This window comes from Gammaproteobacteria bacterium (genome assembly GCA_041395725.1).
In the GTDB taxonomy this organism is placed as follows: domain Bacteria; phylum Pseudomonadota; class Gammaproteobacteria; order Pseudomonadales; family Pseudohongiellaceae; genus NORP240.
This window is the reverse complement of the sequence record JAWKZW010000001.1, coordinates 2767880-2794547: the sequence shown is the minus strand read 5'-3', so window position 1 is coordinate 2794547 and position 26668 is coordinate 2767880. Positions and strand designations below refer to the sequence as shown.

General features: G+C 54.6%; 17 protein-coding genes and 1 pseudogene. 1 reads left to right on the top strand and 17 read right to left on the bottom strand.

The features are described from left to right. Nucleotides 1-7: 7 nt before the first annotated feature. The 10 genes from R3F50_12230 to R3F50_12185 all read right to left on the bottom strand — a co-directional run bounded on the left by R3F50_12230 (nucleotide 8) and on the right by R3F50_12185 (nucleotide 20014). Nucleotides 8-1264: an exonuclease SbcCD subunit D C-terminal domain-containing protein gene (locus R3F50_12230; protein ID MEZ5491069.1), complete on the bottom strand. Its 1257-nt coding sequence runs from the start codon at nucleotides 1262-1264 to the stop codon at nucleotides 8-10. Then, nucleotides 1261-3693: an AAA family ATPase gene (locus R3F50_12225; protein ID MEZ5491068.1), complete on the bottom strand. Its 2433-nt coding sequence runs from the start codon at nucleotides 3691-3693 to the stop codon at nucleotides 1261-1263. The genes R3F50_12230 and R3F50_12225 overlap by 4 nt, the downstream gene beginning before the upstream one ends. Then, complete coding sequence (locus R3F50_12220) at nucleotides 3693-6794, bottom strand: DEAD/DEAH box helicase family protein (GenBank protein MEZ5491067.1); 3102 nt, start codon at nucleotides 6792-6794, stop codon at nucleotides 3693-3695. The genes R3F50_12225 and R3F50_12220 overlap by 1 nt, the downstream gene beginning before the upstream one ends. An 11-nt stretch (nucleotides 6795-6805) precedes the next feature. Further along, nucleotides 6806-8695, bottom strand: coding sequence for a site-specific DNA-methyltransferase (locus R3F50_12215; protein MEZ5491066.1), 1890 nt, complete (start codon nucleotides 8693-8695; stop codon nucleotides 6806-6808). Between the two features lie 86 nt (nucleotides 8696-8781). Then, complete coding sequence (locus R3F50_12210; protein MEZ5491065.1) at nucleotides 8782-10962, bottom strand: ATP-binding protein; 2181 nt, start codon at nucleotides 10960-10962, stop codon at nucleotides 8782-8784. Next, complete coding sequence (locus tag R3F50_12205; protein ID MEZ5491064.1) at nucleotides 10959-12350, bottom strand: SIR2 family protein; 1392 nt, start codon at nucleotides 12348-12350, stop codon at nucleotides 10959-10961. Before R3F50_12205 ends, R3F50_12210 begins: the two co-directional genes overlap by 4 nt. A gap of 59 nt (nucleotides 12351-12409) precedes the next feature. Next, a complete protein-coding gene (locus R3F50_12200; protein ID MEZ5491063.1) occupies nucleotides 12410-15124 on the bottom strand; it encodes an ATP-binding domain-containing protein in 2715 nt (904 codons plus the stop codon). After that, nucleotides 15121-15813, bottom strand: coding sequence for a DUF4391 domain-containing protein (locus R3F50_12195; GenBank protein ID MEZ5491062.1), 693 nt, complete (start codon nucleotides 15811-15813; stop codon nucleotides 15121-15123). The genes R3F50_12200 and R3F50_12195 overlap by 4 nt, the downstream gene beginning before the upstream one ends. Continuing rightward, nucleotides 15810-19115, bottom strand: coding sequence for a helicase-related protein (locus R3F50_12190; protein ID MEZ5491061.1), 3306 nt, complete (start codon nucleotides 19113-19115; stop codon nucleotides 15810-15812). The genes R3F50_12195 and R3F50_12190 overlap by 4 nt, the downstream gene beginning before the upstream one ends. After that, nucleotides 19115-20014, bottom strand: coding sequence for a WYL domain-containing protein (locus R3F50_12185; protein MEZ5491060.1), 900 nt, complete (start codon nucleotides 20012-20014; stop codon nucleotides 19115-19117). Before R3F50_12185 ends, R3F50_12190 begins: the two co-directional genes overlap by 1 nt. A 214-nt stretch (nucleotides 20015-20228) precedes the next feature. On the opposite strand from R3F50_12185, the gene R3F50_12180 reads away from it, so the two are divergent. Continuing rightward, the gene (locus R3F50_12180; GenBank protein MEZ5491059.1) at nucleotides 20229-20429 is read left to right on the top strand and encodes a hypothetical protein; all 201 of its coding nucleotides are present in this window, start codon (nucleotides 20229-20231) and stop codon (nucleotides 20427-20429) included. Between the two features lie 25 nt (nucleotides 20430-20454). On the opposite strand, the gene R3F50_12175 is transcribed toward R3F50_12180, so the two are convergent. From R3F50_12175 to R3F50_12145, 7 genes and pseudogenes are all read right to left on the bottom strand, one after another. Beyond that, nucleotides 20455-21972 (bottom strand): conjugal transfer protein TraG N-terminal domain-containing protein, encoded by a 1518-nt coding sequence (locus R3F50_12175; protein ID MEZ5491058.1) that lies wholly within the window; start codon nucleotides 21970-21972, stop codon nucleotides 20455-20457. Nucleotides 21973-21993: 21 nt separating this feature from the next. Beyond that, nucleotides 21994-22323 (bottom strand): hypothetical protein, encoded by a 330-nt coding sequence (locus R3F50_12170; protein MEZ5491057.1) that lies wholly within the window; start codon nucleotides 22321-22323, stop codon nucleotides 21994-21996. Beyond that, nucleotides 22320-23657 (bottom strand): integrating conjugative element protein, encoded by a 1338-nt coding sequence (locus R3F50_12165; GenBank protein ID MEZ5491056.1) that lies wholly within the window; start codon nucleotides 23655-23657, stop codon nucleotides 22320-22322. The genes R3F50_12170 and R3F50_12165 overlap by 4 nt, the downstream gene beginning before the upstream one ends. Before the next feature lie 73 nt (nucleotides 23658-23730). Beyond that, nucleotides 23731-24669, bottom strand: coding sequence for a TIGR03756 family integrating conjugative element protein (locus R3F50_12160; protein MEZ5491055.1), 939 nt, complete (start codon nucleotides 24667-24669; stop codon nucleotides 23731-23733). Continuing rightward, complete coding sequence (locus R3F50_12155) at nucleotides 24666-25034, bottom strand: TIGR03757 family integrating conjugative element protein (GenBank protein ID MEZ5491054.1); 369 nt, start codon at nucleotides 25032-25034, stop codon at nucleotides 24666-24668. The genes R3F50_12160 and R3F50_12155 overlap by 4 nt, the downstream gene beginning before the upstream one ends. Before the next feature lie 201 nt (nucleotides 25035-25235). After that, nucleotides 25236-25736 carry a DNA repair protein RadC gene (radC, locus tag R3F50_12150; GenBank protein MEZ5491053.1) on the bottom strand — a complete coding sequence of 167 codons (501 nt, stop codon included), beginning with the start codon at nucleotides 25734-25736 and terminating at the stop codon, nucleotides 25236-25238. A 189-nt stretch (nucleotides 25737-25925) separates the two neighbouring features. Then, nucleotides 25926-26657 (bottom strand): annotated as a pseudogene (locus R3F50_12145) (thioredoxin domain-containing protein). Nucleotides 26658-26668: the final 11 nt, after the last annotated feature.

Genomic DNA, 26668 nt, shown 5'->3' with positions numbered 1-26668 from the left:
AGCCTCTCTATTCCGCCTGCACGTCGTCTTCATAGAGAGACGAGACCGTTTCCTGATAGGCCCGAAGCAGCTCAGGCCGCTGCTCTTCGGGCACGTCATGGACAGCGAGGCATCGTTCGAACACGTCGTTCACGTTCAGATCGTCGAGTGTTTCCTCTTCATGGATTTGTCCCAGCACGCGGTCGATGATGCGGTTGTTCTTTATCCGGAGAATTTCCATTTGGGTGCCGGAAATCGCAGCTTCCAGGCGCTCACGCAGGTCGCCAATGACCTCAATGCCGTCGTAAATGACTTCGAGCCAGACTCCTGATTCATTTGGGGAGCCCATTGCCGACAATTCGAGGATGCGGTTTGAGATGTCGTCCCAGTCTCCCTTGACGCGCTCGAGTTTCTGAAACACCGGCACGTCGATCAGTTGTACGGATGCAGCCGTGCTGTGGCCCTCTATCTGATCAAAGGTAACCTGGCAAACGCTCTTCTGCTGTTTTGCCTCCCCGAACCCCATGGGCAGAGGAGATCCGCTGTACCGTATGGTTTCGGAACCGTTCACCTTTTGCGGGACGTGGAGGTGTCCAAGCGCCAGGTAATCAAAACTCGTAGGGAAAATCCCGGCTGCCACATGGGCTAACGAGCCGACATAGAGTTCGCGCACGCCATCACCGTCGACGGTTTTTCCGCCAGCGGTGAACAGATGTCCCATGGCGACGATGGGAATATCAGCACCGAGTTCCTCGCGCTTCTGCTCGGCCAAGGCAGCGACGGCGGTGTAATGATTGCGGATGCCGTCAATTAGCTTCCGCTCCTTGTCCTCGACACTCTCACCTGCTTCCGCCACGCGGATATCCCTGTCGCGGAGATAGGGCACGGCACAGACAATCAATTCCGGAGCGTCCTGCTCATTACGGAGCACCAGCACTTCGTCTTCTGGGGATTCCGTGCTACTACCGACCACGTGGACATCAAGGGCCTTGAGCAGCTCCTTGGGAGCATTGAGAAAGGACGGTGAATCGTGGTTGCCCGCGACCACGACAACATGCCGACAGGATGAGGCGGCCATCCGGCACAGGAACCGATAATAGAGTTCTTGGGCGCGATTACTCGGAGCGCTGGTGTCAAAGACATCACCTGCCACCAGCAGGGCATCAATTGCATTATCCTGAATCGTCTCCGCCAGCCAGGTCAGAAAGACCTCGAACTCCTCATAGCGTTTTCTGCCGTAAAGAGTTCGGCCGATATGCCAGTCGGATGTGTGGAGGATTTTCATTGAGCCTCCTGCGTCTTATTAAAGTCCTTCTCGATCAGATCATCTTTTACCCCGATACTTTGAAGAAGAGCTGAATACTGATCAGCATCATCCTTGATCTTCGAAATAATCTGCTGAGCAACGGTCTTCATTTCGGGAACTTCTATTGGAGAAGCACCACGCTCAAATCCGCCACACAAATGTGAATACTCGTTATTAACTCGGTCCGTAAATATTGCCGGAATGCTATCTTCACCAAAAAACTTTAATAACTTGTCGTCGCCATCAACGCCATTGGGATATCTGTAATAAAGGTATATTTCCAAAAATTTTCTGGCATTATTCCCGAAGTTATAGAACTCGTGATAATTTCCATCATCAATAGACTCAGCGGTTGCACACTTATAAATCTGATGGAATAAATAATTAAACTCCGTAACATAGTTTTTCAGGTATCCGGGCATTAGACATATTTGACTTGAATCGTCCGAACGCTCCACCAGAAAAAACTCACGTATTTTTATCCGCTTATCGCCTTTACCATTATAATCATTGGAAATTCTCTTTAGGTATTTCAAGAAATCGAGATTGTGTGTGGAGATAAATAGCTGCAAAAGGTTTTTCGGTTTCACAATTGCAGCATTGATAAGGCTGTAGACAAAAAAGATATGGTTTGCATCCAGACTGGAAATGGGATCATCGATCCAGATAATTGGCTGATTACCTTTAGTCTCAATATCCTCAAGCTTTGCCATGAAGTAACAGAAAGCTATCAAACTGCATTCTCCCTCACTAAGGTGGAATGCCTTCTTATCGTTGCGAGTTACTTCAAACCGGTATCCCGATGAAGCATCCTCGGGGTTTTCTTCAATGGCTTTGAGTGAAAGTGACTGGTGCCCAAAGAAATTGTTCAAATAGTCATTTACACGGTCAGCTCCTTTACTTTCATCTTTCAGCTGGGCCTTCAACTCATTGATCTTTGCTCGCTTGGCATCGACTTTTTCCTTTGCGGTATTCTTAGCTTCCTCTGCTTTGCCCATTGCCGCGTTTAAAGTATCAATGGCTGTGCATTCACCTTCATATTTTATGTCGTTAATGAATGTATGAACTTCATGGAGGCGGAGAGCAGCGCGAGCTTCCGATTGATCGGCACTCAGCGAAGCAGTGAACTGATTTGATTCGTTCCTGACTTGTTCAAACGAATCTCTAACCGCATTCAAAGCATTCTCAAAGGATTCAGGCTCATCAAATTCGAGAGGAGTAAAGATGTCGTCTTTTCGTTTTTCAATCTGCTCTTTAATGGAGTCCAGACTTGCACAATAAGAAGCTGATTGGGTTGACAATTGTTCTACCAGCGAATCCAAGTCAGTGGTGAAATTAGAGTAGAAATCCGAATTCTTGATTTTCAGCAAATTAGGAACTCGGGATCGCTCACGTTCAATCGATCCAAGCAGGTTATCCAATGCTTGACGAAGCTCTTCAGACTCCTGATTAAAATGCTTGTCCAGCTTTTCCCATAAATCTGGAGGAAGATCGCTACCACAAAACGCGCACTTATCTCTTTTCCCTTGATGATGTCCCCGACCAGTCCTCACCCACGTCGCCAACGTCGCATCGTTTAACAATTCCTGAATTGGGTCAGAAGCCTGAATCTTTTTTTCAATTAGCTCTTTAGCCTTTGATGCGATCACAGAGTATTGAAGATTAAAAGATGATGATTCCGGAATCTCCGGTTTAGGTTCTTCTCTGAGGAGGTCATGAAACTTGCCTACCTGCTCATCAATAAGCGGGGAGTAAGTATCTTTGGTAACAGTCGTGATGTCTGTTTTTATTTTTGGCACATTGTAGTTGGCATCTCCAAAGGATTTATTGTGCTTAATTCCGGTGCCTGCCTTATTGGCTTTGTCACGTAACTTTCCTTCCAATTCTGACGACTTATCGTCATGGGCTTTTCGGGCTTCTTTGAATTTATCCTCAGCACCGAGGAGGTCACCAAGTAGTCCTGACCTATCCTCTTCGCTCCCGAGTTCCGCTTCATGCTTTTCGATTTCTTCCTCAAACTTGGTATTATCTTCCCCCAAGATGGCGAACGAATTGATGGTCTGTTCGTCATCAACGATGAAGCGCAGATTATCTCTGACAAAATCTTCATTGAAAACCCGAACCACTTGGCCATGGCTATTCAATGAGTTTTGCGTGGCATTACTACCGCCGTCAAAAGACAACTCAAATTCAGGCGAGATATATTTATCGGAGATCGAACCGGTTTCGAGAGCTCTAAAAATCCGTGATAAAGTTGTTTTACCGGAATAATTGCGGCCATAAAGAATATTGATCTTTTTGAACTCAGCGATGTTATTGCCGCCATCCCTGACGGATGAAGCCCATCGAAAGTCCTGAAAGACCGCCATATTTTTGATCGAATCAATCTTCTTTATCTCGCCGCTCATCAACAAGCCCCTCCGCCGGATGAAACCGTTCCAGCCCCAACAATCTCCATCAGCTTCCCATAACTGGTCACCACGTCGTACTTCACGTTCTCCGGATCAATCTTGCGGTTGACCTCCGCGAAGAACTTGCGGGCGCATTCGATTTTCGTATGCTCGATGGCCCGCAATTCCATGCTGGACATGGAGCCTTTGGTCTCGGCGACGAAATAGATGTGCTTGACCGAGCCTTCCTTGAAGGAAATGGCCCAGTCCGGGTTATAGTCGCCGACGGGGGTCGGAATCAGGAACCCTCGGGGGAGCTTTGCGTAAACGACCACCTCGGTACTGGTGTCCAGCTCTTTCACAAACTCCCGCTCAACCTTGGAGTCGGTGATCACATAATCGTAGATGTGGTTCTTCAGCTTCTCGCTGGCTCTGGTGAAGTCCTGCTTGCTTTGGCCTGCGGTGAAAATATCGATATCGTGGGTCTCGGCGATGTTGTCGTAGCTTAGCCGCTCAATGATGATCGTGGCTTTTTGCTCATTGATAAGCCGTGAACTCTCGGCGATGAAATGCTCCGGATTCTGCTTGAATTGCTTGAACACCGGCGCCTGAACGCCGCTCAAAACTTCAGCGATTGTCTTTCTTGTCAGTTGGGTGTTTTCGGCGATTTTCCCGAGCAGGTCATAGGTGACCATGGAATGGATTGAAGCATTATGGGTTTCAACCGAGGTATTGGTCAGCGCAAATCCATCACCGCTTCTGAGCTGGGCATCGGTGATCTGATCGCCCTGGAGGCCGCTTTGGATGGTGTACTGCAATGGAGCCACCCGCAGCTCTTTGTCCAGAGTCCGGATGCTGTTTCGGATGAGTTCACTGGAATCGAACTCGACGCGGTAGACCGCTTTCTGATTGATCCGGCTCCAGAGTGCCTTGAACTCTTTTTTCTCAAAATTGGCATTCAGAGGATTGGTCTTCGGCTTGCGGTCATCCCCCATGTCGGGTAGCTGGGATTCGCTGAAGACGCTGTCGATCAGGCCGAAAATCTGTTCGGCATGAGGGGCAAGCTCGGGCGGAAGTTCCGCCAGGGTCCCGTTGGCTTTTGCCTCGTGGTAGGCTTCGGCAACCTGATCCGCGTCATCGGTGTAGTCGTTCTTGAGCAGGTACTTGTATATTTGCTTGGCTAGACCTGCGGTAATTTCCACCGTACCGGTTTCCGTGGTAATGACCTTCCCGGTGAAGTAGGCTTCGTCCGCCTTACGGGGGCGTGCAGAAAGGGAGTCGCTGATCTCGCGCTGAAGGTTTCCGACAAAATCCTTGTAGCTCTCGCTGGCGACTACGGTCAGGATATTCACGTCATGGACCGTTGCCGGGTTGTCCATGCGATCCCCGTGCTGGTTGACGCTGATCCGCAATCCCCGGCCAACCTCCTGGCGGCGCGAGATTGTGTTATCGCTGTGCTTGAGCATGCACATGACGAAGACATTGGGGTTGTCCCAGCCTTCCCGCAGGGCGGAGTGGGAGAAGATAAAGCGGGTTGGCTCATCAAAAGACAAGAGTTGTTCTTTCTTTTTAAGGATCAGATCGTAGGCATCGACATCTGTACTCTGCTCTTTTTCAGACTTGGCGGCTTTAAGGGTATCCACCATCCGTCCTTTCTTATCGATAGAAAAGTAACCGTTGTGGGTGCGGCCGACATGAATGCCAGCCAGGTATTTGCGATAGGCTTCGTTGTCGAGAGCCAGTTCACCGAGATATTCAGCTTTGAGCTGTTCGTACTCTTCTTCAAAGATCCGGGCATACTCACCCTGCTCATCGGCTTGGCTATAGTCTCGGTATTTGACCACCTCATCGATGAAGAATAGGGACAGCACCTTGATGCCCTGAGCAAAGAGAACCTGCTCTTTCTCAAGATGAGCCTTGATCGCCTCCCGGATCTGAATCCTCCGGATAGCCATTTCCGTAATGTCACCGGTTGCATCGCCAGCACTCAGCACATGGCCATTGGTGAATTCCACCTCGTCCTTGTTGGCGTCGATCTGGGCGATGACGAAGCCGCGATATTGGTCCAGCTCATTTGATTCAACGAACAGATCCTTGCCGCGTTCCAGTCGTTTGACGATCCGTTTGATCCCGCCACCCTGGCGCACTTCCATTTCAATTCGGGCAACTGGTGCCTTCTTGGAAATTTCGATGGATTCCAGGTAGAGATAGGCGTTGGTGCCAGCCAGACCTTTCACTGCGATGCCGCGCACCGCGATCTTCTTCACCAGCTTCTGGTTATAGGCATCCAGGGCGTCGAGGCGGTGGATCTTGTTGTGCGTGGTCCGGTGGGTGGCCGAATAGCGCAGGATCATCAGCGGTTTGAACTTGGCCAGTGCCTCCAGCGTCTTTTTGCCTTCCATCTTCTGTGGTTCATCCAGGATCAGGATGGGGCGGTTGCTGCTGATCACATCGATAGGCTTGCGCGACTGGAAGTCGTCCAGCTCGTCATAGATGCGGCGGTTATCCTTTCCCGTGGCGTTGAACGCCTGGATATTGATGACCATGACGTTGATGCCCGCATCGGAAGAGAAGCTTTCCAGATGGTGCAGCTGCCTGGAGTTGTAGGCAAAGAAGCGGGCTTTCTTGCCATAGCTCTCGGTGAAGTGTTCGGCGGTAATCTCCAGTGACTTGAGTACACCCTCACGGATGGCAATGCTGGGCACCACCACGATGAACTTGGTCCAGCCGTACCGCTTGTTCATCTCGAAGAAGGTTTTGACATAGCAGTAGGTCTTGCCGGTCCCGGTTTCCATCTCGACGTCAAGATTGACCTTGCATCCGGCGCTTGACACCAGTTTGTCGGACAAGGGCAGATTCTGCCGCCGCTGTACGGCATGGATATTGGTCAGCAGCTGGGCATCGGTCAGCTGGAGATCGGCGTTCTTGAAGCCGGTTTGTTGTTCCTCTTCGTAGGCAAACCCTTTTTGGCCGGTAGCGGCGGCTTTTTTCTGGGCTTTGCTGATCCCCGGATCAATTCGATAGGTGAAACCTGCGGTATTAAGCTGCCCGGCAAAACAGTCCACCACGGATTCCACCGCGCTGGTCTGATAGGGCTGTACTTTGAATTTTAACTTCATCGTATAGCCCCTTAAATCGCTTTCACTTCAGTGCCCGGAGACATCTGCTTAAAGATCTGCTCCACGTTGATCTTAACGGCGTCGGAGACAAAGCCGGTGTCGCGGAACACAACCCGCAGCGGCTCAAACCGGGCCAGCTCCTTGACCAGGTCCTCATTCACGCCGGTATCGAAGCAGGCGACAAGATCGTAGGGCGGCTCATTGACAAAGAAGACGGTCTTGCCCTGGATGGTCTCTTTTCGGATGGGCAGTGAAAGATCCACGCCCCAGTCCAGCAATACCTGGAAGAGTAGGTCTTCGGGTTTGCGGTCCGGCTTGATGTTGTCAACAAAGGCGTCGACCTGGGCCTGGTCGATGGCATCCGGCGTGTAATAGACGTCGGTCATATTCGATGAGTCGACTTTCAGCACGCGGAAGCCGATATCTTTATTCCATTTCTCGTGGCACTTTCCTTCCAGAATCTTTTTACCTGCTCGGCGGATACGCTCTTTTGAAATCTCCGAAATTGAAGTGAATCCTTCCTTATCAGCAATAGATCCTTTTGCACAAGGCTCACCAATCTGAACTGATATCGTTCTGCGATTTCCTCCATCCTCGGCGTTCTGCAGAATGACGGCTGCAGCACTACTGCTTGATCCAGCAAAGAAATCGAGAACAATGTCATTTTCAGAGACTTCTGTTGCAATCCCTAGCATGCGTCTCAAAAGTTTTGTTGGCTTTGGGGTGTCGAAAACTGCTGCGCCAAAAAGCTCTTTAATTTCGGCCCCACCCTCATCAGTTGTTCCTGACGATTTGTAATCCCACACATCTATAGGAACCATTCCCTCCGTTTGCTCAGACAAGTAAATCTTCAAGCGAGGAAATTCTGCACCACCGTCATTGCCCCACCACAGCCGTTTATCTTCCACATGTGCCTTGTGCTCTGTAAGCCCGAACTTCCATGCGTGAGTGGGGTGGTTTACCATTTCTCCTGTAAAAGGATTCGCTATGCCATACACCAGATTGGGACGAGCCTCTTTTGTTGCAGGATTTACATATGAGGATGTAGTCCATGGACCTTTAGGGTCGTTGTCTGGGTTGCGATAGCTTGAGTCCGCCTTATCTGTTCGCGGTTCTTTGATTACGGCAAGTAGTTCGGACTTTCTAAAGACCAAGATGGTGTCTTTTAAAGAATAGAACCGCTTTGCATTGTTTGAGCGGGTGTATCTCTTCTCCCAGGCAATCTGAGCAATGAAATTATTTTCACCAAAAATTTCATCGCAACACTTTCGTAGATTTGCAACCTCGCCATCATCGATGCTAATAAATATTAATCCATCTTCCTTGAGTAGGTTTCTTGCCAACTTCAGGCGAGAAAAAATCATCGATATCCAGTCGGAATGGAACCTCCCATTGGCCTCTGTATTCGCCACCAACCGATTGCCTTCCGCATCCTTTTGGTTTGATCGAGATAAAAACTCATCCGTATTCTCTGAGTAGTCATCCTCATAAATGAAGTCGTTACCCGTGTTGTATGGCGGGTCGATATAGATCATCTTGATCTTGCCAAGGTAGGTCTCCTGGAGCAGCTTCAAGGCTTCCAGATTATCACCCTCGATAAACAGGTTCTTCGTGGTGTCGAAATCCACGCTCTCTTCCCGGCAGGGGCGCAGGGTCTTGACGATGGGCGCGTTGGCTGTGAGCAGGGCTTCCCGCTTGCCTGGCCAGTTGAGGTGGTAACGCTCCTGCGGGCCTTCCACGATGAACTCGGACAGCTCCTGCCGCAGCTGGTCGAAATCGACCGCAAGCCTTAACTGACCGTCGTCGCCCTGGGCCTCGGTCACGCAGCCGGGAAACAGCTCGCGGATACGGGCAATATTGTCTTGCGTAAGGTCCAGGGAGTGCATTTTCAGTTTGTCCATTCTCTATCCTCTTACCGCTGATCTGGAATCAGCGGGGTGATTCGTTTAGTTCGTAATTCAGCTTTACGACTTGATGCTGACCCACTTCAGAACGGGATGTCATCGTCATCCCCTCCGGCATCTCCGATCAAGTCATCGGTGTCTTCTTCTGTTTGGTTTGGTTGTGTCTGTTGCCAATCTGCTGCTATAGCCTGCCAGTCAACTGACCTTTCGATAGGCTGGCCATTATTATCCTTCTCTAAGCCCTCTCCGGACCAAACTGCCCAGAAGTCCGGGTCATCTGACTTCGGTCGCTGCTCTTCTCGCAAACTATTCATCTTCACGAGCACAGGCAGCTCTGATGCCCAGCCCAGCAAAATGGCGTGCTGCGAAGGCAAAGATGGGAGGTCACGTAACAGGCCGCGCAGATTGTCTGGCACGAGCCTGTGTACCAGTTCCTGATCCCGGTCATTGCTGATGCGATGGAGCAGGTAGCTATTGCACTGGGATAACACCGTAGGCGAAAGCTCACTGGGGCGCTGGGACGACAAAACAAGTCCTAAGCCGAACTTGCGTCCCTCACGGGCGATCTTCTCAAAGACTTGGCAACAGATAGCGGCAGAATTCTGGTTTTCCGCATCGTCCGTGTAACGCCGAATAAAGGTGTGGGCTTCTTCCATGACCAGCGCGGTTGGCAAGGTCTTGCCATGATTCATTCTGCGGTAACGCTGTAAGGCTTCCAGTGTCATACGGGCAATCACGGCAGTGATGATGTGCACCACTTCTGCCGGGACCAGTGAGAGGTCGATCACCGTAACCGAGCCGTTGGAGGCTTGGTTGTCGCCGATATAATTAGTTAGCCATCCATCTAGAGTGGTATCCTCCGAACCGCTGGTGATGTTCTTCATGCGGCTGTCCGAGAGGATTGTTCGGATACGCATCAACATGGTCTCGACGTACTCAGAGACATTCAATAACTCGGCGTTGGCTTCCACGCTGCGCAGGAGTTGATCGCCTGTAAAGGCGCGCGGTACATCGGCGTCAATAGGAAGAGTGTCGGTGTCACTGCCCCCGAAGGCGGAATGAGCAGCCTGAGCAAGCGACAAGAACTCGTCTATTTCTGTCCGCGTAAAATCTCCATTAGGGTACCTATTGGCAGCTGTTGGTGTTCGCGCTGTGACAAAATCCGAAATCTTGTCCCTAAGTTCATCCAGGGCATTCTTTTCTGCGTGAGAGAAGGATGCATCTTCAACCAATCCATCCTGCCACTTGTTTATCTTTTCGAGGAAATTCTTAGGATGGGGGAAGTTCGCCCACGGCCGCCCGGCATTCCGTTCAATTTGAATTACGCTCACTATGGTTCGAAGGAAACGACGCATTTCATGGCTTGGTGTGACGAATGTCTCCACTGCACCATCGCGCACTGAACGAAGGGATTGAATTAGCGTCGGCCGCTGGGTTTTTGCGCTAGCTTGGGTAAAAGAACTCCACTCCGCACTATTCCAGAACCACAGAGGCACTTGTAGTTGCTCAACTTGCTCGCCCGGCTCAACTTGCTCGCCCGGCTCTACAGCGAAGACACGAACATTTCCCATATCCTTAAAGGTATTGGCATACTCACCATTCGGATCAAGCACGATAAAGCGCGCATTGGGTTTGCTTCCCCGTGCTTTCTCAGCAGCCTCCAAAGACCAGCGAATCAAGCCCGCCACCGAACAGGATTTGCCACTGCCCGTGTTACCCAGCACAGCCAGGTGGCGCCCAAACAAACGATCAGGATCAACACTAACCGTTGCATTGGCAGCTAGCGGGCTTGTTCCAATTTTGATTCGGCGGTGCTCTCCAGACTCTACAATGGACCTGAGCTGCACTTCAGTGGGCAGTAGCACAGGGTCACCAACAGTTGGATAAGCTTCAACGCCTCGCTTGAAGCTGTACTGCTCGATATCCCCATCCTTGCCTTCGTAGACAAGACTCCCGAGCGGGTTGAGGCTCATCTTGCGTAGCGGGTAAGGCAAGTCGACCAGGCCGAAGTCCTGCATTCCCTTTCGTTTCGGATACTGTGAGCGCTCTACAGTAATCCATTCCACTTGGGCGACAAGGCGCCCTTGTTCACCGGGCATCAGTACATAGCCATTGATACGTGGAAAAGGCCTGGGGGTTCCCGTATTCAGAGCGACGACGTCTGGCGTCTCAATGTCCAGAAGCACCTTGATTTCGTCCGGAGAGACGAAGTCCACGATACCTACGCGCAGCGAGTCTGCATACGCTAGTGGAGAAAGGCTCACAGTGCTCCCTCCTCACTATCTTTCTCAGTCTTCTTCCCTTGTCCGTCGATGCCATACCGTTGCTTGAGCAGTTCAGCCATGCGAAAGGTGGTGCGATCAATGGCAGCTTTGGGCAGGAAGCTCTCGGTCAAGGTCTCCAGGTTGGCCAACTGCGGGCCGATGAGCAGACTGACCTGGGACTTCCTTTCATTGGCAAGCGTCTGGATACGACCGAGGCTGTCATCCATCGAGATCACCACTAGATGGGTGGACGGAATGGTGAGCATGTCGCGGATCACACGGTTGATATGCTCATCACCGAAGCTGTACCCATAGGTCACCAGAGTACTGTTGGGACGGCATACTGCGGCTGCCAAGTCCCGAAACAGCTCGACATAGGGATATTCTGCGGTTTCCCTGTCCTTGGCGGAGTTGGGATAGATCATCAATCGGTGTGGCGTTACCTCATCCATGCCCGGGATCTGAAAAAACGGTTCTACTTTATCGGCACCAAACGGGAGTCCGACTCGTCGAATATCGTCTTTCGTTTGCACCCAATCCACTGAACCATGCAGCTTGGTAAAGCGCGCCACACCTTCCAGGTAACGAGGCTCACCGCGAATCCCCGGTGGGTTGTAGTGCATGTCGAGATCCAGCCGAGATGTTCTGAAGATTGGCATCAGGTTGCCAACAAACCTGTCCAGAAGATGCAAGCCAGCAAGCTCTGCCCCCGCTTCGATCAGGCGATCATAGTTGGTGGTGAATATGTTCAGTCGGTCACGCGTGCCCGTCCGGCTAGAGAAGCTCATCAGGAAGGTGGTCAACGCATTGAATGCACGTTCGCGCTTTTCCTCTTGTACAATGGCAATGTTCTCTTCGCTTTTGAGAATGGCTTCCGCAAGACCACTCATTGCATTTGATATATCGGTACGTAAAGTCTCGGCCTCGTCTGCCTTCTGGAGAATCTCCAGGCCACGAAGAAGCTCGTTAGCCACCCGAACCTTGTCTTCAATATTGCTTTTCTCCCTGCCGGCAATCTTTGCTGATTCATTCGCTGCAGCGATAATTTTTTCTTTGTAATTACCGTCAGAAACTTCTCCAGACATATCGGCTGCCAGCTCGCCAGTGGCCATCTTATGAACAGCGTGAGTTAAACCGGAACCAGCCAGAACGGACATGTGTTCAGATTGAAACAAGGCCGTCAGCCAAGGCTCAATATGTTTTCTGAGAGCCTTGGTGTTTAGTTCTTCGCCATTCAGCCATGCTGCATCGGAACCATCACACAGCTCGAATTCGCCAGTGTCTGTCGTCGTGAAGTACAAGGGCTTTGAGTCATCCCTAACTTTCAATATATTGGTCTTCTTCTTGGCTTGCTCTTCAGGCGCGACCTGGTCATTAGATTCAAGCATGTCGTTAGATTCCTTGGTGTTCAGCGGCTCAATGCCTCAGTTCATTCGTTTTACATTCATTACCTGGAATAACTCTCTTGCTGCCAGTCCTGACCAAATAGAGGGCGAAGTTCTTCAATGGCTTGCGGCAAGGTGGTCTCACAGGTAATGCCGAGATAAGTGGCTGCGCGCGTCGTACCTACATACAGGTATTTATCGAACAGTGCCGGGTGCAGGGTGGCAAGCCGATCAATGCCAATGTAGAAGGCCGCTTCAAATTCCAGGCCCTTGATATGCTGTATGTCGAAAACGCGCACATCGTTATCCTGTCCAACGGCCTGGCCTTTCAGGCAGGCAATTACCTGGATGTTATGTTCGGCGAGGCTGGCATTTAGTGCTTCAGCCAGAGGTGCTACCTCGCTTTCGTCATTCACAAAGATTGCGGTGGAAGGCAATTGGCCAACAAAGCGCTCGATCTCACGAATGCGGTCCGCCAACCAGCCTGTGACGGTTTCAAAATCTGCAGCACCTTCCAGCAAGGCCGGCGCAACCCCTTCACTGTCCATATTGGGGGGTAGTGTGGCCGTTTGATCGGTACCGCCAACCGCCTGAATGATGGCTCGTGCCAGTTTATTGAGCTGCCTGCTCTGCCGATAAGCGACGGAGATTTCCCGCATATCAAAATCGGAGAAAACCCACTTCAAGTCATCAAAGGAGCGAGCGCCCCAGGTAGTGAGGCGCTGATTGAAGTCACCACAGGCAAAGAACGAGCGCAGACGGTGATGCATCAGTGCCGCCATGCACGCGAGTTGAATCGGTGAGAAGTCAGTGGCCTCATCCACCAGTATTTGATTGCGGAAGTGACCCAGGATGGGCTGAAGTGATGACCATGCCGGACTGTCGATGTTGCGCTGGATGCCGGGCCTACTGAGCAGGCTTCCCACGGCTCGAAGTATGGAAAGCAGTACAATATCCAGTTCCAGGGGTTGGATGTCACGAGCTTCGACCCCTTCTTTTCGGTACCAGCGCCCTTCCTGCTGACGTTCTCTGCGGAATGTGCGATAGCGCCTGGGAATCCCGTCAAGGTAGCGTTTGACAGGATTCAGGAAGCGGCGGGCGTTGGTCTGTACCAGCAGGTTGGCTCCCACTTCTTCACGATCACTTCCCGTCAGGCCGCGATCGCCGAGCCATTCAATAATTCTGCCGTTGCGGGAAGTCTTGCTGAGCGTCCGTTTGGATGCAACGGCGCGGGCCTGGGCACGAACGGCCTGCATGTAGGCATTGGCTGCTTTGAGTTTGCCAGTAGCAGGTGCGGCTTCCTCTTCTCCTTCTTCAGCATCCAAATCATCTGGCTCATCGGTATCGACTAATTGGGCTTCTTGGAGACCGTCGATAAAAGTAGCCAGTTCATCCAGGAAATTGTTGTTACGGTTGTGTTGTAGGTTAAGCGCAGCCCTGACCTTCTTGTCCGAGGATTCCTTCAGAGTGGCAACCAGAGATTGTGCTTGAGGAAGCTCTGTCGCTAGCGACTCAAATATGGCGGCAAGAGGAACATCATTGGTACGTACAAGGGTATCATTGAGACGTGCGCCAAGGGCTTGCGCTTCGGAGACCTGTGCTTCCTGGAGTTTATTTGCGGCTTCACGCAGGTCCCGCAGGTAAGCCTCCCGTTGCCAAGAGTCGAAATCATCGAACCATGCGATGGCACTTGCTTGTGCTTCATCCTGTAGATTCTGCAGACCATCTTTCAGGACAAAGGTGCCACCACCCGTTGCTGTTCTGAGCACGCCCAGGGTATTTCTCGCAAGTTCACGTCGATAGTCGTTCCAGGTTCTGATGCGTTGGTCTGAAGCAGGCACACCTTCACGGGAAAATGCCTCTTTCAAGTATTGCTTGAGCAGTTCGGTGGGCGTGAACATCAGCCAGCTACTGGCATGTGGAACACCTTGAGTGGTACCTATCGATTCCACCAGCCGCTGTTCGTCTTCGTCCAGAAATTCCCTATCGAGCTTTTGGCCAAGTCGACGGATCAAGGTTGTGGTCTTGCCGGTACCCGGTGGACCCAGGATCAGCAATCGCCTGTCTAGAGGGAGTCGGAATATTTCGTCCTGATACTGGTCTAGGATGGGCTGGTCTCTGAGCCCCATTTTGGTGATTAAGCTGCGGCGAAAACCTGCAATAATGTTCGCTTTTTCGCTTTCTTCTGCCAGCAATTGGCCCAGTATGTCTTCGGTAACTGCTTCCCCCGCAACCTGGAACAACAGCTCGCGCAGAGACTCGATGGTGAGCGGGCCGATATCCTCGGATTCAACCACGGTATTCTGTGAATCCCAGCCGTCAGCATCTTTACCAGGATTCAGCCGTGCGCGTTCTGTTACCTCAACAATCGTTCCGTTGGGGAGTGTAAACTCTGTGCCGATCTCCAAGGAAGCCAGGCGACCCACTGGAGCGCGATAACTGGCCAGGTTGGGAAAGCCGGATACCGGAGCGGTTCGGCAGATATAGTAGGTACGGTTTTGCCCCTCCTCATCCATCACTACTACGCGAGCGATGGCGGGTTCGTCCGATAATGTCCGGTAACTCTCCCGTGTAGCAGCATAGGCTTGGTTCAGGTTCCGGATTGCTGCTTCGGAAGTCACCGTATTGACATTCGCCAGCGACTCCGCTCCCTGAGCTTGGCCACTGTGAAGCTTTGCCTCAGCCGCCTCAGCAATGCTTGCAATGTGGACCAGGGTATCGTCTGCAATCCCTTCAAGATATTGCCTCGACTCGTTTGTTAACTCCACCGCACTCATGGGCAACCCTTCCCCCTCAATTGTTCTAGTTCTGTTTGCAACTTCCGCAATTGAGCATTGATTTCCACCCTGCGGTTGAATTGCTTTTCCTTGTTCAGGCGAACCTGGGTCTGATCAACCTCTCTTTTCTTGCTGCGCACCTGAGCAGAGCGCTCCACCAGGTCTGAAAGGCTTTCCCCTGTACGAGGAATCAAGGGAATCAGCCGATGCAGCAACTGTTCATACAAAGCTGCCAGGTCCAGCGCCATGGGCATGGGGGCACGAGGTGTGTCTGCAGCCAACCACTTCGTCGCGAAGTAGTCACTGACTACCCATTTGCTGCCGTCAGCTTCGCTAGGACGCTTGTAGCAGGCTTTCGTTTGCGTCTGACCCTCGTGACTCAGCTCAAACAAAATGGGGTATTGCACCGTCCCGTCGATGCATCGAAGTACATCCTCGTGCAATTGAGGCGTTTTGAGCTGAATAGCGAACACCTGGATTTCTGGAACTCCCGGCTTGGCCGGCAATTTGATGGTTTCGGGCGCCAGTTTGTACTGCCAGATGATTTGATCGGCCTGAGTGACAAACAGGTCTTTGAGCCGGGTATTGGCTCGGCTGTGCTCGTAAATCTTGTTCTTGGGCAACACACGACCAAATGCTGCCTGTCTGGGGAAGTTGATCAACGCTGAAGGTGCTGACCGGCTGCTCATACCACCTCCTGTATGACCAGGAAAGAGACCAGCTCGAAATCATCCAGCCCGGAAATGGTATCCAGCAGCGCTGTGGTCTTGCCGCCTGTGAACAGGCTATCCAGGTCTTTATCTTCTTTGACCTCGATCATGGATCGGATGGCCTGGCTCAGCAGTTCCGAATAGGTTTGCATCTTCCGGCCATCGGCAGTCTCTTGATTGAACAATTGGCACGCCTCCGGCAATGGTTGGACTTGGCCCTTGCAGGCGGTACGCGCCAGATCCAACAGTCGCTTGACCTCGGTGTGGTCGTGAATGACTTCACCGTCACGGCCGATGTAGACGAGGTAATAGGGGTGCAGCAGGTTGTGCTGCGGCAGGTGCGACGGTGGATTGATGCCTGAATTGCGGTTGCGCAGGGTGAAGATGACGCCCGGCAGCAGGCCCTTTTGCGGGTCTGCGGGGATCACCGCATGCAGGCCGTTGGGGGCCTTGTCCAGTCCGCCGTGGGCCTTGACGTAATTGAGCAGGTCCATGCGGAAGTCATTGAGGCCAAGGTCGGTGATGTTGACGCCGGTCTTCAGATCTTCCAGCTCGATCACCTCATCCTGCAGGCGGCGTAGCTGCTCCTTGCGGTAGGAAACATCGTTGGCCTGGGCGGATAGCACGTTGTCGTCGCCAGTGGCGCTGACGTCAACAATGGTCATGCGGCTTTCCACACGCTCTTTGAGATTAATGTACTCATCGAGGGAAATGTCAGGCCAGTAATTGACCAACTGGATACTGCTGTTGGGGGAGCCGATGCGATCCACGCGACCGAAGCGCTGGATGATGCGTACCGGGTTCCAGTGGATGTCGTAGTTGACTACGTAATCACAGTCCTGCAGATTCTGGCCTTCGGAGATACAGTCAGTACCGATCAACAGGTCGATTTCTGCGGGCTCTTCAGGCAGTACCAGGGCTTTTTCCTTGGAGCGCGGGGAGAACAGGGTCAGTACTTCCTGAAAGTCGTAATACTTTTTGCGCGTGCCACCTTTCAGAGTGGATTGCGGGGGGCCCTGGCCGGTGACCTTGGCGGAATGCAATTGCTGGTTGGCCAACAGTTCTGGAGCAAAATTGGCATACAGGTAATTGGCCGTATCGGCAAAGGCGGTAAAGATCAGCACTTTGCGGTTGCCGGGGTTGATCGGGTTGGCAATCTTGTTCAGCAGGTGTGCCTTGAGATGTTGCAGCTTGGCATCGTCCTGTGGCGTGATTTTGCCCATCTCGGCCTGCAAGCCATTGATGATCTCAAGGTCTGCCCGGAGTTCATGTTCCCAGGAGGGCAAATCCATGTCTGCGAGGCTGATCTTGACCTTACCACCGATAAGACCGGCCTCATCATCCAGGCCGGGCAAATCATCATCTTCGGCATCCAGGCTTTCCAATGCCTCGGTTAAGTCGCTGACGCTGACATCTGCACCGCTCTGATTGAAGGCGTCAATGCGCTTCAGGGTACGTTCATGGTTGTTGCACAGTGCCTGCAGAGTGAGACGGAAGGCTTCAACGGAGCTTTCCAGGCGCTTGAGGAGATTCACCGTCATCAGTGCCTGAAGGCTTTTTTCCCGGTCTACCTGCCGGAGCTTGCCGCCGCCACTGGATACCTGAGTGTCGTACAGCTCTTCGTACTTTTTCAGACGGCTGGGCAGAATGTAGCTGACGGGCGCATAGACAGCGAGTTTGAGCAGGGACAGTTGCTCGAATATCTCATTGAAGCTGGGGGCCCCGTCGAGCATGGTAAGGGAGCAACGGTAGGACAGCGGCTTGAGGCGTTCCGGGAAGTGGCCGATGTCCTTGGTGTCGTAGAAGGTCTGAATGTGTTTGCGCGAGCGGGCAATGGTGACACTATCCAGTAACTCAAAGAAGTCGAAGTCCAGTGCATCCAGGATGGCCCGGGCGGTGCGTTGTTCCGGGGGAAGCCTTGACCAGCTATTGAAGGCGGCTTGGGCATTGCGGAAGATTTCTTCCACGGTTTTATCCGTGCGGAGTTTTTTGCTGAGGTTTTCCGACTCGCCTTCGTAGGCCAGTGCTAATTGGTTGCGCAGATCATTGAAGCGGTTGTTGACCGGGGTGGCCGACAGCATCAGCACCTTGGTCTTTACCCCTTCCTTGACGACCTTGTTCATCAGCTTCTGGTAGCGCGTTTCCTTGTCCTTGTAGGCGTCGTTGTTGCGGAAATTGTGCGATTCGTCGATAACGACCAGGTCGTAATTGCCCCAATTGATGCGGTTCAGGGGGGTACCGAAGGACTCGCCGCTGGTGCGACTAAGGTCTGTATGGCACAGCACGTCGTAGTTGAAGCGGTCGCGGGCAAAGAGATTGGTTTTGAGGTTGCGGTTGTAGTTCAGCCAGTTGTCTGCCAATTTCTTGGGGCACAGCACTAGCACTGAACGGTTGCGCAGTTCGTAATACTTGACCACAGCCAGCGCCGTGAATGTTTTGCCCAGGCCGACGCTGTCCGCCAGGATGCAGCCGCTGTAGGTTTCCAGCTTGTTGATGATGCCGGTGGCTGCATCCTTCTGGTAGTTGAACAGCTTTTGCCAGATCAGGGTGTCTTGGTATCCGGTACGATCGTTGGGCAAGACGTCTTCATCGATGTCGTCCAGGAATTCATTGAAGATGTTGTAGAGCATGAGGAAGTAGATGCTCTCCGGCGAATTCTCCTGGTACACCGACGCGATGTGATCGCAGACTTTCTCAGTAACATCTTCCAGTTTCTCCGAATCGTTCCAGATTTGGTCAAACAGGCTCAGGTAGGTATTGGTCGTGGCCGCATCGCTTGTCTTGTGCACCAGGTTGGAGACGGCATTGCCCTGCTGGTAGCCGAGATCAACCGCCGTAAATCCGTGCAGCGGCATATAGCTGATATTGGCGTCAGCCACTTGCACGCAGGAAAATTGCTGCATTGGAGCTTTACTGCGATTGCTTTTGAAGGTGACCTTGCGGCGCATCCAGTTGGCGCACTCTTTCGCAATAGCACGTTGGGTGAGCTTATTGCGTAGCTGAATCTCGAACTCGCTACCGTAGAGGCTGCGTTCACGATCGAGCTTGGGGATGTGGAATTCCCGTCGCTCCTTGCGAATCTTGTCGGTTACCTCGTTCGCGACAAAGGCCGGTGCAGTAAAGATGAAGCGCAGCTCCTCAATTTGCTCCAGCTCCTGCTTGAGCGCTTCGAACGCATACATTGAAAAACACGAAGCTGCGATTTTCAGGCGGGAGCCCGGTTTCAGTGTTTGCTTTAGGTCGTCACCCAGCAAGTTGTTGATGTTATCGATCAGCTCCATCATGTCCCCGCCTTTGGTCCTACTCTGTAGCCTGGTGCCAACATTGCGTTTTTCACGCCGTAGATGGCTAAGTGGTCCTTGAGCCACAAGCGGTACTCTGGGCCGCGCATACTATGATCCGGTGAGCAGTCCACACTCCACTTGCGTAGTACATAGCCCGTCATGGCTGCGCGTAGTTTCATCCGGATCACGCCATCCTGCATGGCGTAGTCCATTTCGGTGATCTCGGGACGGGGTTGATCCGGATGCGGCACCAACTCCAGTTCAACGATCCGGGTCCACTGTATGTCCTGGTCACTGCGTTCGTGGGTTGCTATTGACTGTTCCTTGAGCAGCTTGGGGCGCTTGATCCGGGTGATCACGAAGTCCCTGAACTCCTGTGATTTGCGATCGAAGGCACGTACATGCCAGCGCAGGCCATTGTCGATCAGGGCAAAGGGTACGATCTCGCGCTCAGTACGACCGCTGGAGATGGAGTGATACTCGATACTGAGCGGATACTCCTGATAAATGGCTCGTGTCACGCAGGCCAGTACAGTGAGGTCGGGTTGATCCAGTCGCCAGGGGTACTCGCTGGCGACACAGGCCCTTAGCGGCCCGGGTTCCCCATCGCCGAAATTCTGGGTCAGCCAAGACAGTACTCTCTCAGGCGGGAAGGCGAAGACAGGCTTGAAGCCCTTTCCCAGCACATAGGCCTTGGCCTTGGCGTCGTAGTCGATGTTGCCGGGAGCCAGCTCCTTGTAGATCCCCAGGTCTCGTGTAGCTGCTGCGGCCTGGATGCCGAAACGTGACACCACTTCCTGGCGGCGTAGATCGCCAAAGAAGCGCACCCGCAGTTCGATGAACGCGAGGCGATCACGTTGCGGTTGCGTCAGGGAGGAGAGCTGGCCATTTAACATCCGGTATCTCGTGCTTGTTTGAGAATTCTGGTTATATCCGTTGACTGCAGTATATGGGTAACGTAAACCCGTGTCTATCAGCACCTTTATGATTCTATTATGCTATTTATTATGATTAGTATATGTGGCGCATAGTGTGCAGACATGGTTGATGCGATGGAGGGAGGACGAGGACTTTGGAACTCAGGCAAGCCGGTGCTTACGGGGGATTCTGATGCCCCGCATCGGGCAAAGCCTGTTGTGGGAACAGGCTGATAACCATTTCGATGGCTATGTCCGGACCTTCGGCACTACCTACCGTGATAGATGCGGCAGATCATCTCTATCGGTCCGAGGGTTGGCCCACTACTTCAACGAAATGACTCTGGCGGAAACCCAGCCAGCATGGGCTCCGGAAGGTGGTGTCGACTACTGACTGGATGCTATGGCGAGGTCAAAATTTACTTTGCCCCCTTTGTCGCGGCTTTCATGGCAAGACCTGCCCCACTTCCACCAGCCGACTTCGCATCGGATGTGCCAGTGATGAAGCCGCTAAGGATGTTCCCCGTCCTGACTCCGGCCCAGCTCAGTGCAACAACCCAGAATCCAGGCAAGATGATGAACATCGCCGCCATCACAAAATTCAACAACATGTCGCCGAAGGCGTTGTTTAACCCCATCAACGGATTGAAGTTACTGTGCGGGGAATCCCAGCCGTAGAGCGCGTTGAGGATGGTGGAGTCCACCCAGCGCGCGAGTTGGAACCAGAAATCCACGAAGAACAGCGCGAACTCCACGGCAGTCACCGTGACCACCGTCCGCAAGTCGTAGGTGCCGAAGATCAGCACCAGCGGAATGACGATGACCATGGCCATCTTCAGGAACGACAGGATCATCGGCAGCGCCTGGCGCACCACGTCCATGGCGGGGAAGAAGCCGAGTGATCCCACGGTCAGGCCCAGGTCCGAGGCGACGCGAGTGGTTGCATTGGGCAGTGTTATTCCGATTTGACCGCCGTAGTCGGTGTAGACCTGGCCCTGGTTCATGGCCTGGTGTTGTGGTGAGGCGATGGCCCGAATGAGGGCGTCGTCCACCTGGGACTGGTCCATAAACCCTGCCCATTGCGCGAACCGGGACAGCAGGCTGGGGTCGACCTGTGCCAGCAAGCGGGTTCGCAATCCCTCGGAGCCGTCCAGCCACCAGTTCCGGCAGTCCGGATAGCCCCCGCCACTGGCCACTTCGGCCAGGCCGGCGTCACGACTGTCACTATAGGGCCAGGCGTCGCGTGGGGCCTGGGAACGGTAGGTGTCGTAGAAGCCGGCCGTGTCCAGGAAGAAGCGTGAGCCAATCCAGGTGACGTCGTGCATTTCCTCGTCACTCAGTGCTGGCCGGTTCATGAACAGCTTGGCGCGCGCCGGGCCGTAGCAGTCGCCGGTGAAATCGGCGACCTCCTGAGCCAGCAGTGGGTCCGCAATGCGCGTGCTGTCAATCTCCATGCGCATCTGCCGCAGGTCGGTACCACAGGGAATGGACGCCACTGCCGCTCCGGTAACAGCCTTGGACAGGGCATGCATGAAGAACCACCAAACCGGGACGTGGGCGCTCTGGTCGTTGATGGTGGTGAATGAGGTCGACCAGGGCGTCTCCGACGGCTCCGGCACGTTGACCTGGCACTGCTGGGAGCGAGTGCGATCGAACTGGATGGTGCTGAGATCGACCGGGATGAAGGGGATGCCGGCGAACAGGATGACCACGATGGCCACCCACACGCGGTTTTCGATGCGCATGGACGAGAGCACTCCCTTGTTGCCCTCGTCAGCGCCTTCCGACCGCGCCTTGAGCCATTCCTGCACGACGATGGCCAGAAACGGCAACGCGAAGATGCCGCTGGCGACCAGTACGTTCCAGATGCCGTTGTTGATGATCCAGGCCACCAGTGTCAGGTAGTACTCCAGGTAGTCCGAGGTGTAGAGCGTCATGTGGGGCTCCAGCGATCGGGCTCAGGTCAGCAATACGCTGACTTCGAGCAGGGTGATGGCTGCAATGGCACCGATCTCCGCCCGAAACAGGCGTTGGCGTGCTTCCGCGTCCCGATACAGCCGACGGCGCATCCGCAGCCAGCCGTAGATGGTTGCGCCGTACAGGCACAGCCGCCAGGCAAGGAAATAGCCCGCATAGTCGTCGAGCCACTGACTCCAGGCAGTGATGTCGCCGACGACACCGATACCGACCAGGTTGATACCTGCCGCCACCAGTACCACGAGGGTCGTCCAGAGCAGCGCTTTCCCCAGCGGACGACTGAACAGCCACTTGGGCCTGGCAAGTTTCATGGCGGGTTGCTCGGGTTCGGTGCCTGCTGAATGGTATCGAGTCGGTTGCGCTCGGTGTCTCCCTGGTAGATGCCACGCGACGATTCACCACGGCTGTTGTGCCGCTGGATGATCGCCATCGGGGAGTTGGCGGCCAGCTCGCGGCGCAACTCCAACTCGGTCTTGAGGTTGTTGATCTCCTGCGCCAGCAATTCACTCTCGCGGGACACCGCGTCTTGGGCGAGTTGATTGGCCGCCACGTTGGGCTCCTTGCGCCCGGCGAGCAGTGTCCGCTGTAACAGCAGCGCCTTCTCCAGCACGCTGGATAGAGCAACCTCGGACGCCAGGCGCCGGGCCAGAATGTCCTGGTCCGGCTCATCGCGCAGCGCCTCGATCACGCCACGAGTGATGGGTAATGAAGCGCTGCCGGCCTCCGCGAGATTCTCGAAGGTGGTGGGCGTGGCTCCGGTCACCAGATCCCGCAGGGCTTCGAACCGAGTCTCGAACTCCTCCTGGATCAGCGGTGCCAGCCCCACGCCGGGCATGGTCCGGGTTTTCACGCAGCTATCACAGGTGCGTTGTTCCTGTTCTCCCAGCACCCGCGTCGCCCAGGCCTCGGCGGCATCCGGTGACGACCAGGTCTGGCAACTCAGGCGGTGACCGCAGGTGATACTGTCAATCGGCGAACCGTCGGTGGCACTGCGACCGTTCAGCAGGTTGTAACCGGCGCGGGTCACGTCACCGACCACACGGATAGGAGCCTGACCCGAACCGCCGGCATTGTCGCCCCCGACCCAGGGCACGCCGTCATTGCCACGGCTGGTTTCCGCCTGTTCGATGGCCGACACCGCATCGGTGCTGGCCACCGCCTGCTTGAGCACCATGCCTTCGGCCAGTTGATCCCAGCCCAGTTGGCCGCCCGCCATGTCAGCCATGCGGTTGGCAATGGCACGGCAGGTCATTTTCGATCGGTCGAAGTCCAGCCGGGCCTGCAGGATGCCGTTGGTGAGCAGGTTGTACAGGCCCGGATCGGCACGCTGAATAATCAGGGCTGGCAGTGAAGCAACCGCCGCGGTGGCGTTCTGGATCACGTTGCTCATGATCGTCTGGAAGCCGTTGGTGATCCCGTTGAGCTGGTTCTGCAAGGTGGTGGTGATGCTCATGTCGCCGCAAATCAGATTGCTGTTCCAGCCGATGCCGACGCCCAGGGTTTGCATCTGACCGACCGGTCCCATGGAGACGGCCCGGCCGCCGCCGATGCTGTAGAGCACGTCGTCGCCGATGACACTGCCGCGATGGTGCACGCCATAGTCGTCGATAGTGGTTTGGGCTGTTGTGGGAGGGCTGGACAGCATCGCCGAGAAACTGATTACCGCCAGCCCTATGCATATGAGTCGTAAACGAGAGTGCTTTGTCATGGAACCAGCCTCAATTGAAATCCACACTGCCGAGGAAGATCTGGCCCTTTCGCTCACAACAGCTATAAGGTCGCCATAGCGCCCAGGCATAGTCTCCCCGTTGTGACTGTACTCGGGATTCGCTGTGGGGAAATACAGCGCAGGTATTCTTGAGTGTTGGCGTGAGTTCTTGCCACTTGCCGGTGGCCGCATCACTTTCCATCAGGGCGCCTGCCGGCCAGTAGCCATCGCGGCCATTGGCCAGCAGCGGCTGGTACACATGCACCTGACCACGGCGGGTGACGATGTCGCCCGCGCGCTGGGCAACGACGGCGGCCGCCTTGTAGTCATCGACATGGTGCAGGAAGCCGCCACGCGGATAGACATTGCCCCACAGGTTCAGGCCCGCCCGCGTGCCGATCTCGCGCCTGCCCGGTATCAGCGCCTCGGGATACAGGGATTCCGGGACGTTGTAACGCCAAGCCACGGTATCGAGGGTGCTCAGCAGATAAGGCATGAAGGCTGTGCCCGCACCGGCGCAGGAATAGCCCCATTGGCTGATGAACTGACTGAACAGGGTCGCGCCCGGATGGCCGATCACATCGGCGTTCTTGAACTTGGCCAGATTGTTCTCGTGCTCCTCGTTGGTGGTGCCGTCACCGCCGCCTTCGGCGCTGGCGTTGGGCGGGCTCAGTGCGCGCACCTCTACCCAGGGATTTTCCCCGGTGTTCGAATAACTGGAGACCACCGCATCAGGCACGTAATGCGCCACTTTGACCGAGGTTTCCACGGAGCAACCGGTCAAAGTGCAGAGCAGCCAGTAGCAGATGCCCCGCACCCGGTAAGCGATACAGTCGGGCGACAGTACTGAACCGGTGATGGTTGCGGTATCGAGGGCGAAGGTTGGAATGGCAATGCTCAACAGGCAAGCCGCGAGACTGGCGCGCCACTTTCGATGAGATGCTTTCATGGCTGGTCCCTCTTGTAAGCCTCAATACTGGCCAGGGCACGCGAGACATCGGCATCGCCATAAACCACATAGCGTTCATCAACCACGATGGCCGGAATCTTGGTAATGCCCAGGCTCCATGCATCGACGACGCCCTGGTAAGCGGTAGCAAGACGGGCTTGAAAGTCGTTACCACCATCATCCATCCGCTGACGGACGATGGCCGCCGCTTGCTGCGGATCGGCGGGAAGTCCGGACGCCAGTTCCGCCTCGATCTCTGCGGCGGCATCCAGGTGGATGACGCGCACGTTATCCAGTGCCTCGACGGGATGCCATTGGTCGGTGAAGACCAGGACGTCCGCAGCCTGGACGTGAGCTGAAACCATCAGCACACAGACCGCTGCGGCAAGATAGTAGCGGTGGCGAATCGCAGAATGGGTGGTGAACGAAGGCATGTCAGGGCTCCCCAGGATCAATGACTCGTGATCGTCGATCTCTTGGGGCGCGTACGCCATGAAGAATGCGCACAGAGAAGCTACCACTTTGTCGCGGCAGGAAGAAGGAGGCGTCCGAAGACGCCCCTGTGATTACAGCAAGCCCACCTCGGCGAAGGAGAAAGGCACCCCTTCACCAATGATGAAATGATCCAGCACTCGAACGTCGACCAGCTCAAGGGCCGATTTCAAGCGGGTCGTGATGGCCTTGTCGGCCTGACTCGGCTCGGTCGAACCCGAGGGATGGCAATGGGCCAGGATCACCGCGGCACAGTTGTGCTCGATGGCACGTTTGACCACGGCTCGCGGATAGACGGCAGCGCCGTCGATAGTGCCTCGGAACATTTGCTCATAGGCAATGACGCAATGCTGCGCGTCGAGGAACACGACGGCAAAGACCTCCAGTGCTTCGCTGGCCAGTTTCAGCCGCAGATACTCACGTACGGCGGTAGGACTGGTCAGCGACGCACCGCGCCTGAAGAGGCGTTCTTCCAGCACACCGATGGCCTGACGGATCAGTGGGTCTTCCTGGATGCTCGCGTAGTCGACGAGCGCGCAGGTGGTGCCGTCGGAGACGGTTTCGGACAAACTCATGGGAACCTCCTGGATAGGAACGGAGGCTCCTGTCCCGTGGGGCAAGGCCCCCTGGGACAATGAAGGCCCGCAAGCGGGCCGGATTGATGGGCATCCTCCATCACGGGTGATGGACGTTCGCGCGAGGGATGCGAAGCGAACGGGTCGATCAACGCAGTCGGAACCGCGCCGTAGCCTTGAAGATCACGACTACCTGGGCATGTCGCCGACAAGGTCGGCAGGCATCTCGGTGGTTCCGGTTCGCGCCTGCTCTCAAACCCCGTCCTCAGCAGACGTGAGCAGGTCGATGGCGGACAGCAGGGCATCGCCCTCGATTGGCCCCGCCGGTAACAGCAGATCGGTACCGGTGTGGTTGTCGACCAGGCGTAGGGTCGGCGTCGCGACCACGCCGGCGTGTGCGGCTTCGTCGGCTTGGGCGCGGATCACGGCATCGGGTCTCGTGCTGTCCAGGCACGCCTGCACAGCGGGCGTCAAACCGGGCATCTCGACATTGGCGGGTACGCCCTGTCCATCACCGCGGGTGTGCTGGTATACCCAGGCGATGGCATGCCAGAAGGCGGTACGGCCGCCCACTTCACCGGCGCATTCCACCAGGCGTGCGCCCTGGGTGGCAGCGGGTTCGTGGAACGCCAGCGGCAGGTGATGCCATTGCCAGTTCGCTTCGGGGTGGCTGTCGATCCACTGCTTCAAGACCGGGAAGTACGCCTGGCAGTACGGGCATTCCAGGTCGGCGTAGGCGATCACGGTGAAGCGCGCATCGAGGCGGCCGTAAAGCCAGGGTGGTCCCGATGGCTCTGGATCACTTACCCGTGGGCTGGGACTGAATGACCAGACCAGGATGGCAACGAATACCGTCGCTACCGCCAGCACTGGCCAGAGGTAGCGCCTTGTTGCATAGGGTGAACGCCTCGATTTCTCCATGCTGTCGCACC

Excerpts from the sequence above, each read along its gene's own strand:
- R3F50_12230 (MEZ5491069.1), bottom strand. The coding sequence starts at position 1,264 with ATGAAAATCCTCCACACATCCGACTGGCATATCGGCCGAACTCTTTAC.
- R3F50_12225 (MEZ5491068.1), bottom strand. The coding sequence starts at position 3,693 with ATGAGCGGCGAGATAAAGAAGATTGATTCGATCAAAAATATGGCGGTC.
- R3F50_12220 (MEZ5491067.1), bottom strand. The coding sequence starts at position 6,794 with ATGAAGTTAAAATTCAAAGTACAGCCCTATCAGACCAGCGCGGTGGAA.
- R3F50_12215 (MEZ5491066.1), bottom strand. The coding sequence starts at position 8,695 with ATGGACAAACTGAAAATGCACTCCCTGGACCTTACGCAAGACAATATT.
- R3F50_12205 (MEZ5491064.1), bottom strand. The coding sequence starts at position 12,350 with ATGCTTGAATCTAATGACCAGGTCGCGCCTGAAGAGCAAGCCAAGAAG.
- R3F50_12200 (MEZ5491063.1), bottom strand. The coding sequence starts at position 15,124 with ATGAGTGCGGTGGAGTTAACAAACGAGTCGAGGCAATATCTTGAAGGG.
- R3F50_12195 (MEZ5491062.1), bottom strand. The coding sequence starts at position 15,813 with ATGAGCAGCCGGTCAGCACCTTCAGCGTTGATCAACTTCCCCAGACAG.
- R3F50_12190 (MEZ5491061.1), bottom strand. The coding sequence starts at position 19,115 with ATGGAGCTGATCGATAACATCAACAACTTGCTGGGTGACGACCTAAAG.
- R3F50_12185 (MEZ5491060.1), bottom strand. The coding sequence starts at position 20,014 with ATGTTAAATGGCCAGCTCTCCTCCCTGACGCAACCGCAACGTGATCGC.
- R3F50_12180 (MEZ5491059.1), top strand. The coding sequence starts at position 20,229 with ATGCCCCGCATCGGGCAAAGCCTGTTGTGGGAACAGGCTGATAACCAT.
- R3F50_12175 (MEZ5491058.1), bottom strand. The coding sequence starts at position 21,972 with ATGACGCTCTACACCTCGGACTACCTGGAGTACTACCTGACACTGGTG.
- R3F50_12170 (MEZ5491057.1), bottom strand. The coding sequence starts at position 22,323 with ATGAAACTTGCCAGGCCCAAGTGGCTGTTCAGTCGTCCGCTGGGGAAA.
- R3F50_12165 (MEZ5491056.1), bottom strand. The coding sequence starts at position 23,657 with ATGCTGTCCAGCCCTCCCACAACAGCCCAAACCACTATCGACGACTAT.
- R3F50_12160 (MEZ5491055.1), bottom strand. The coding sequence starts at position 24,669 with ATGAAAGCATCTCATCGAAAGTGGCGCGCCAGTCTCGCGGCTTGCCTG.
- R3F50_12155 (MEZ5491054.1), bottom strand. The coding sequence starts at position 25,034 with ATGGTTTCAGCTCACGTCCAGGCTGCGGACGTCCTGGTCTTCACCGAC.
- radC (MEZ5491053.1), bottom strand. The coding sequence starts at position 25,736 with ATGAGTTTGTCCGAAACCGTCTCCGACGGCACCACCTGCGCGCTCGTC.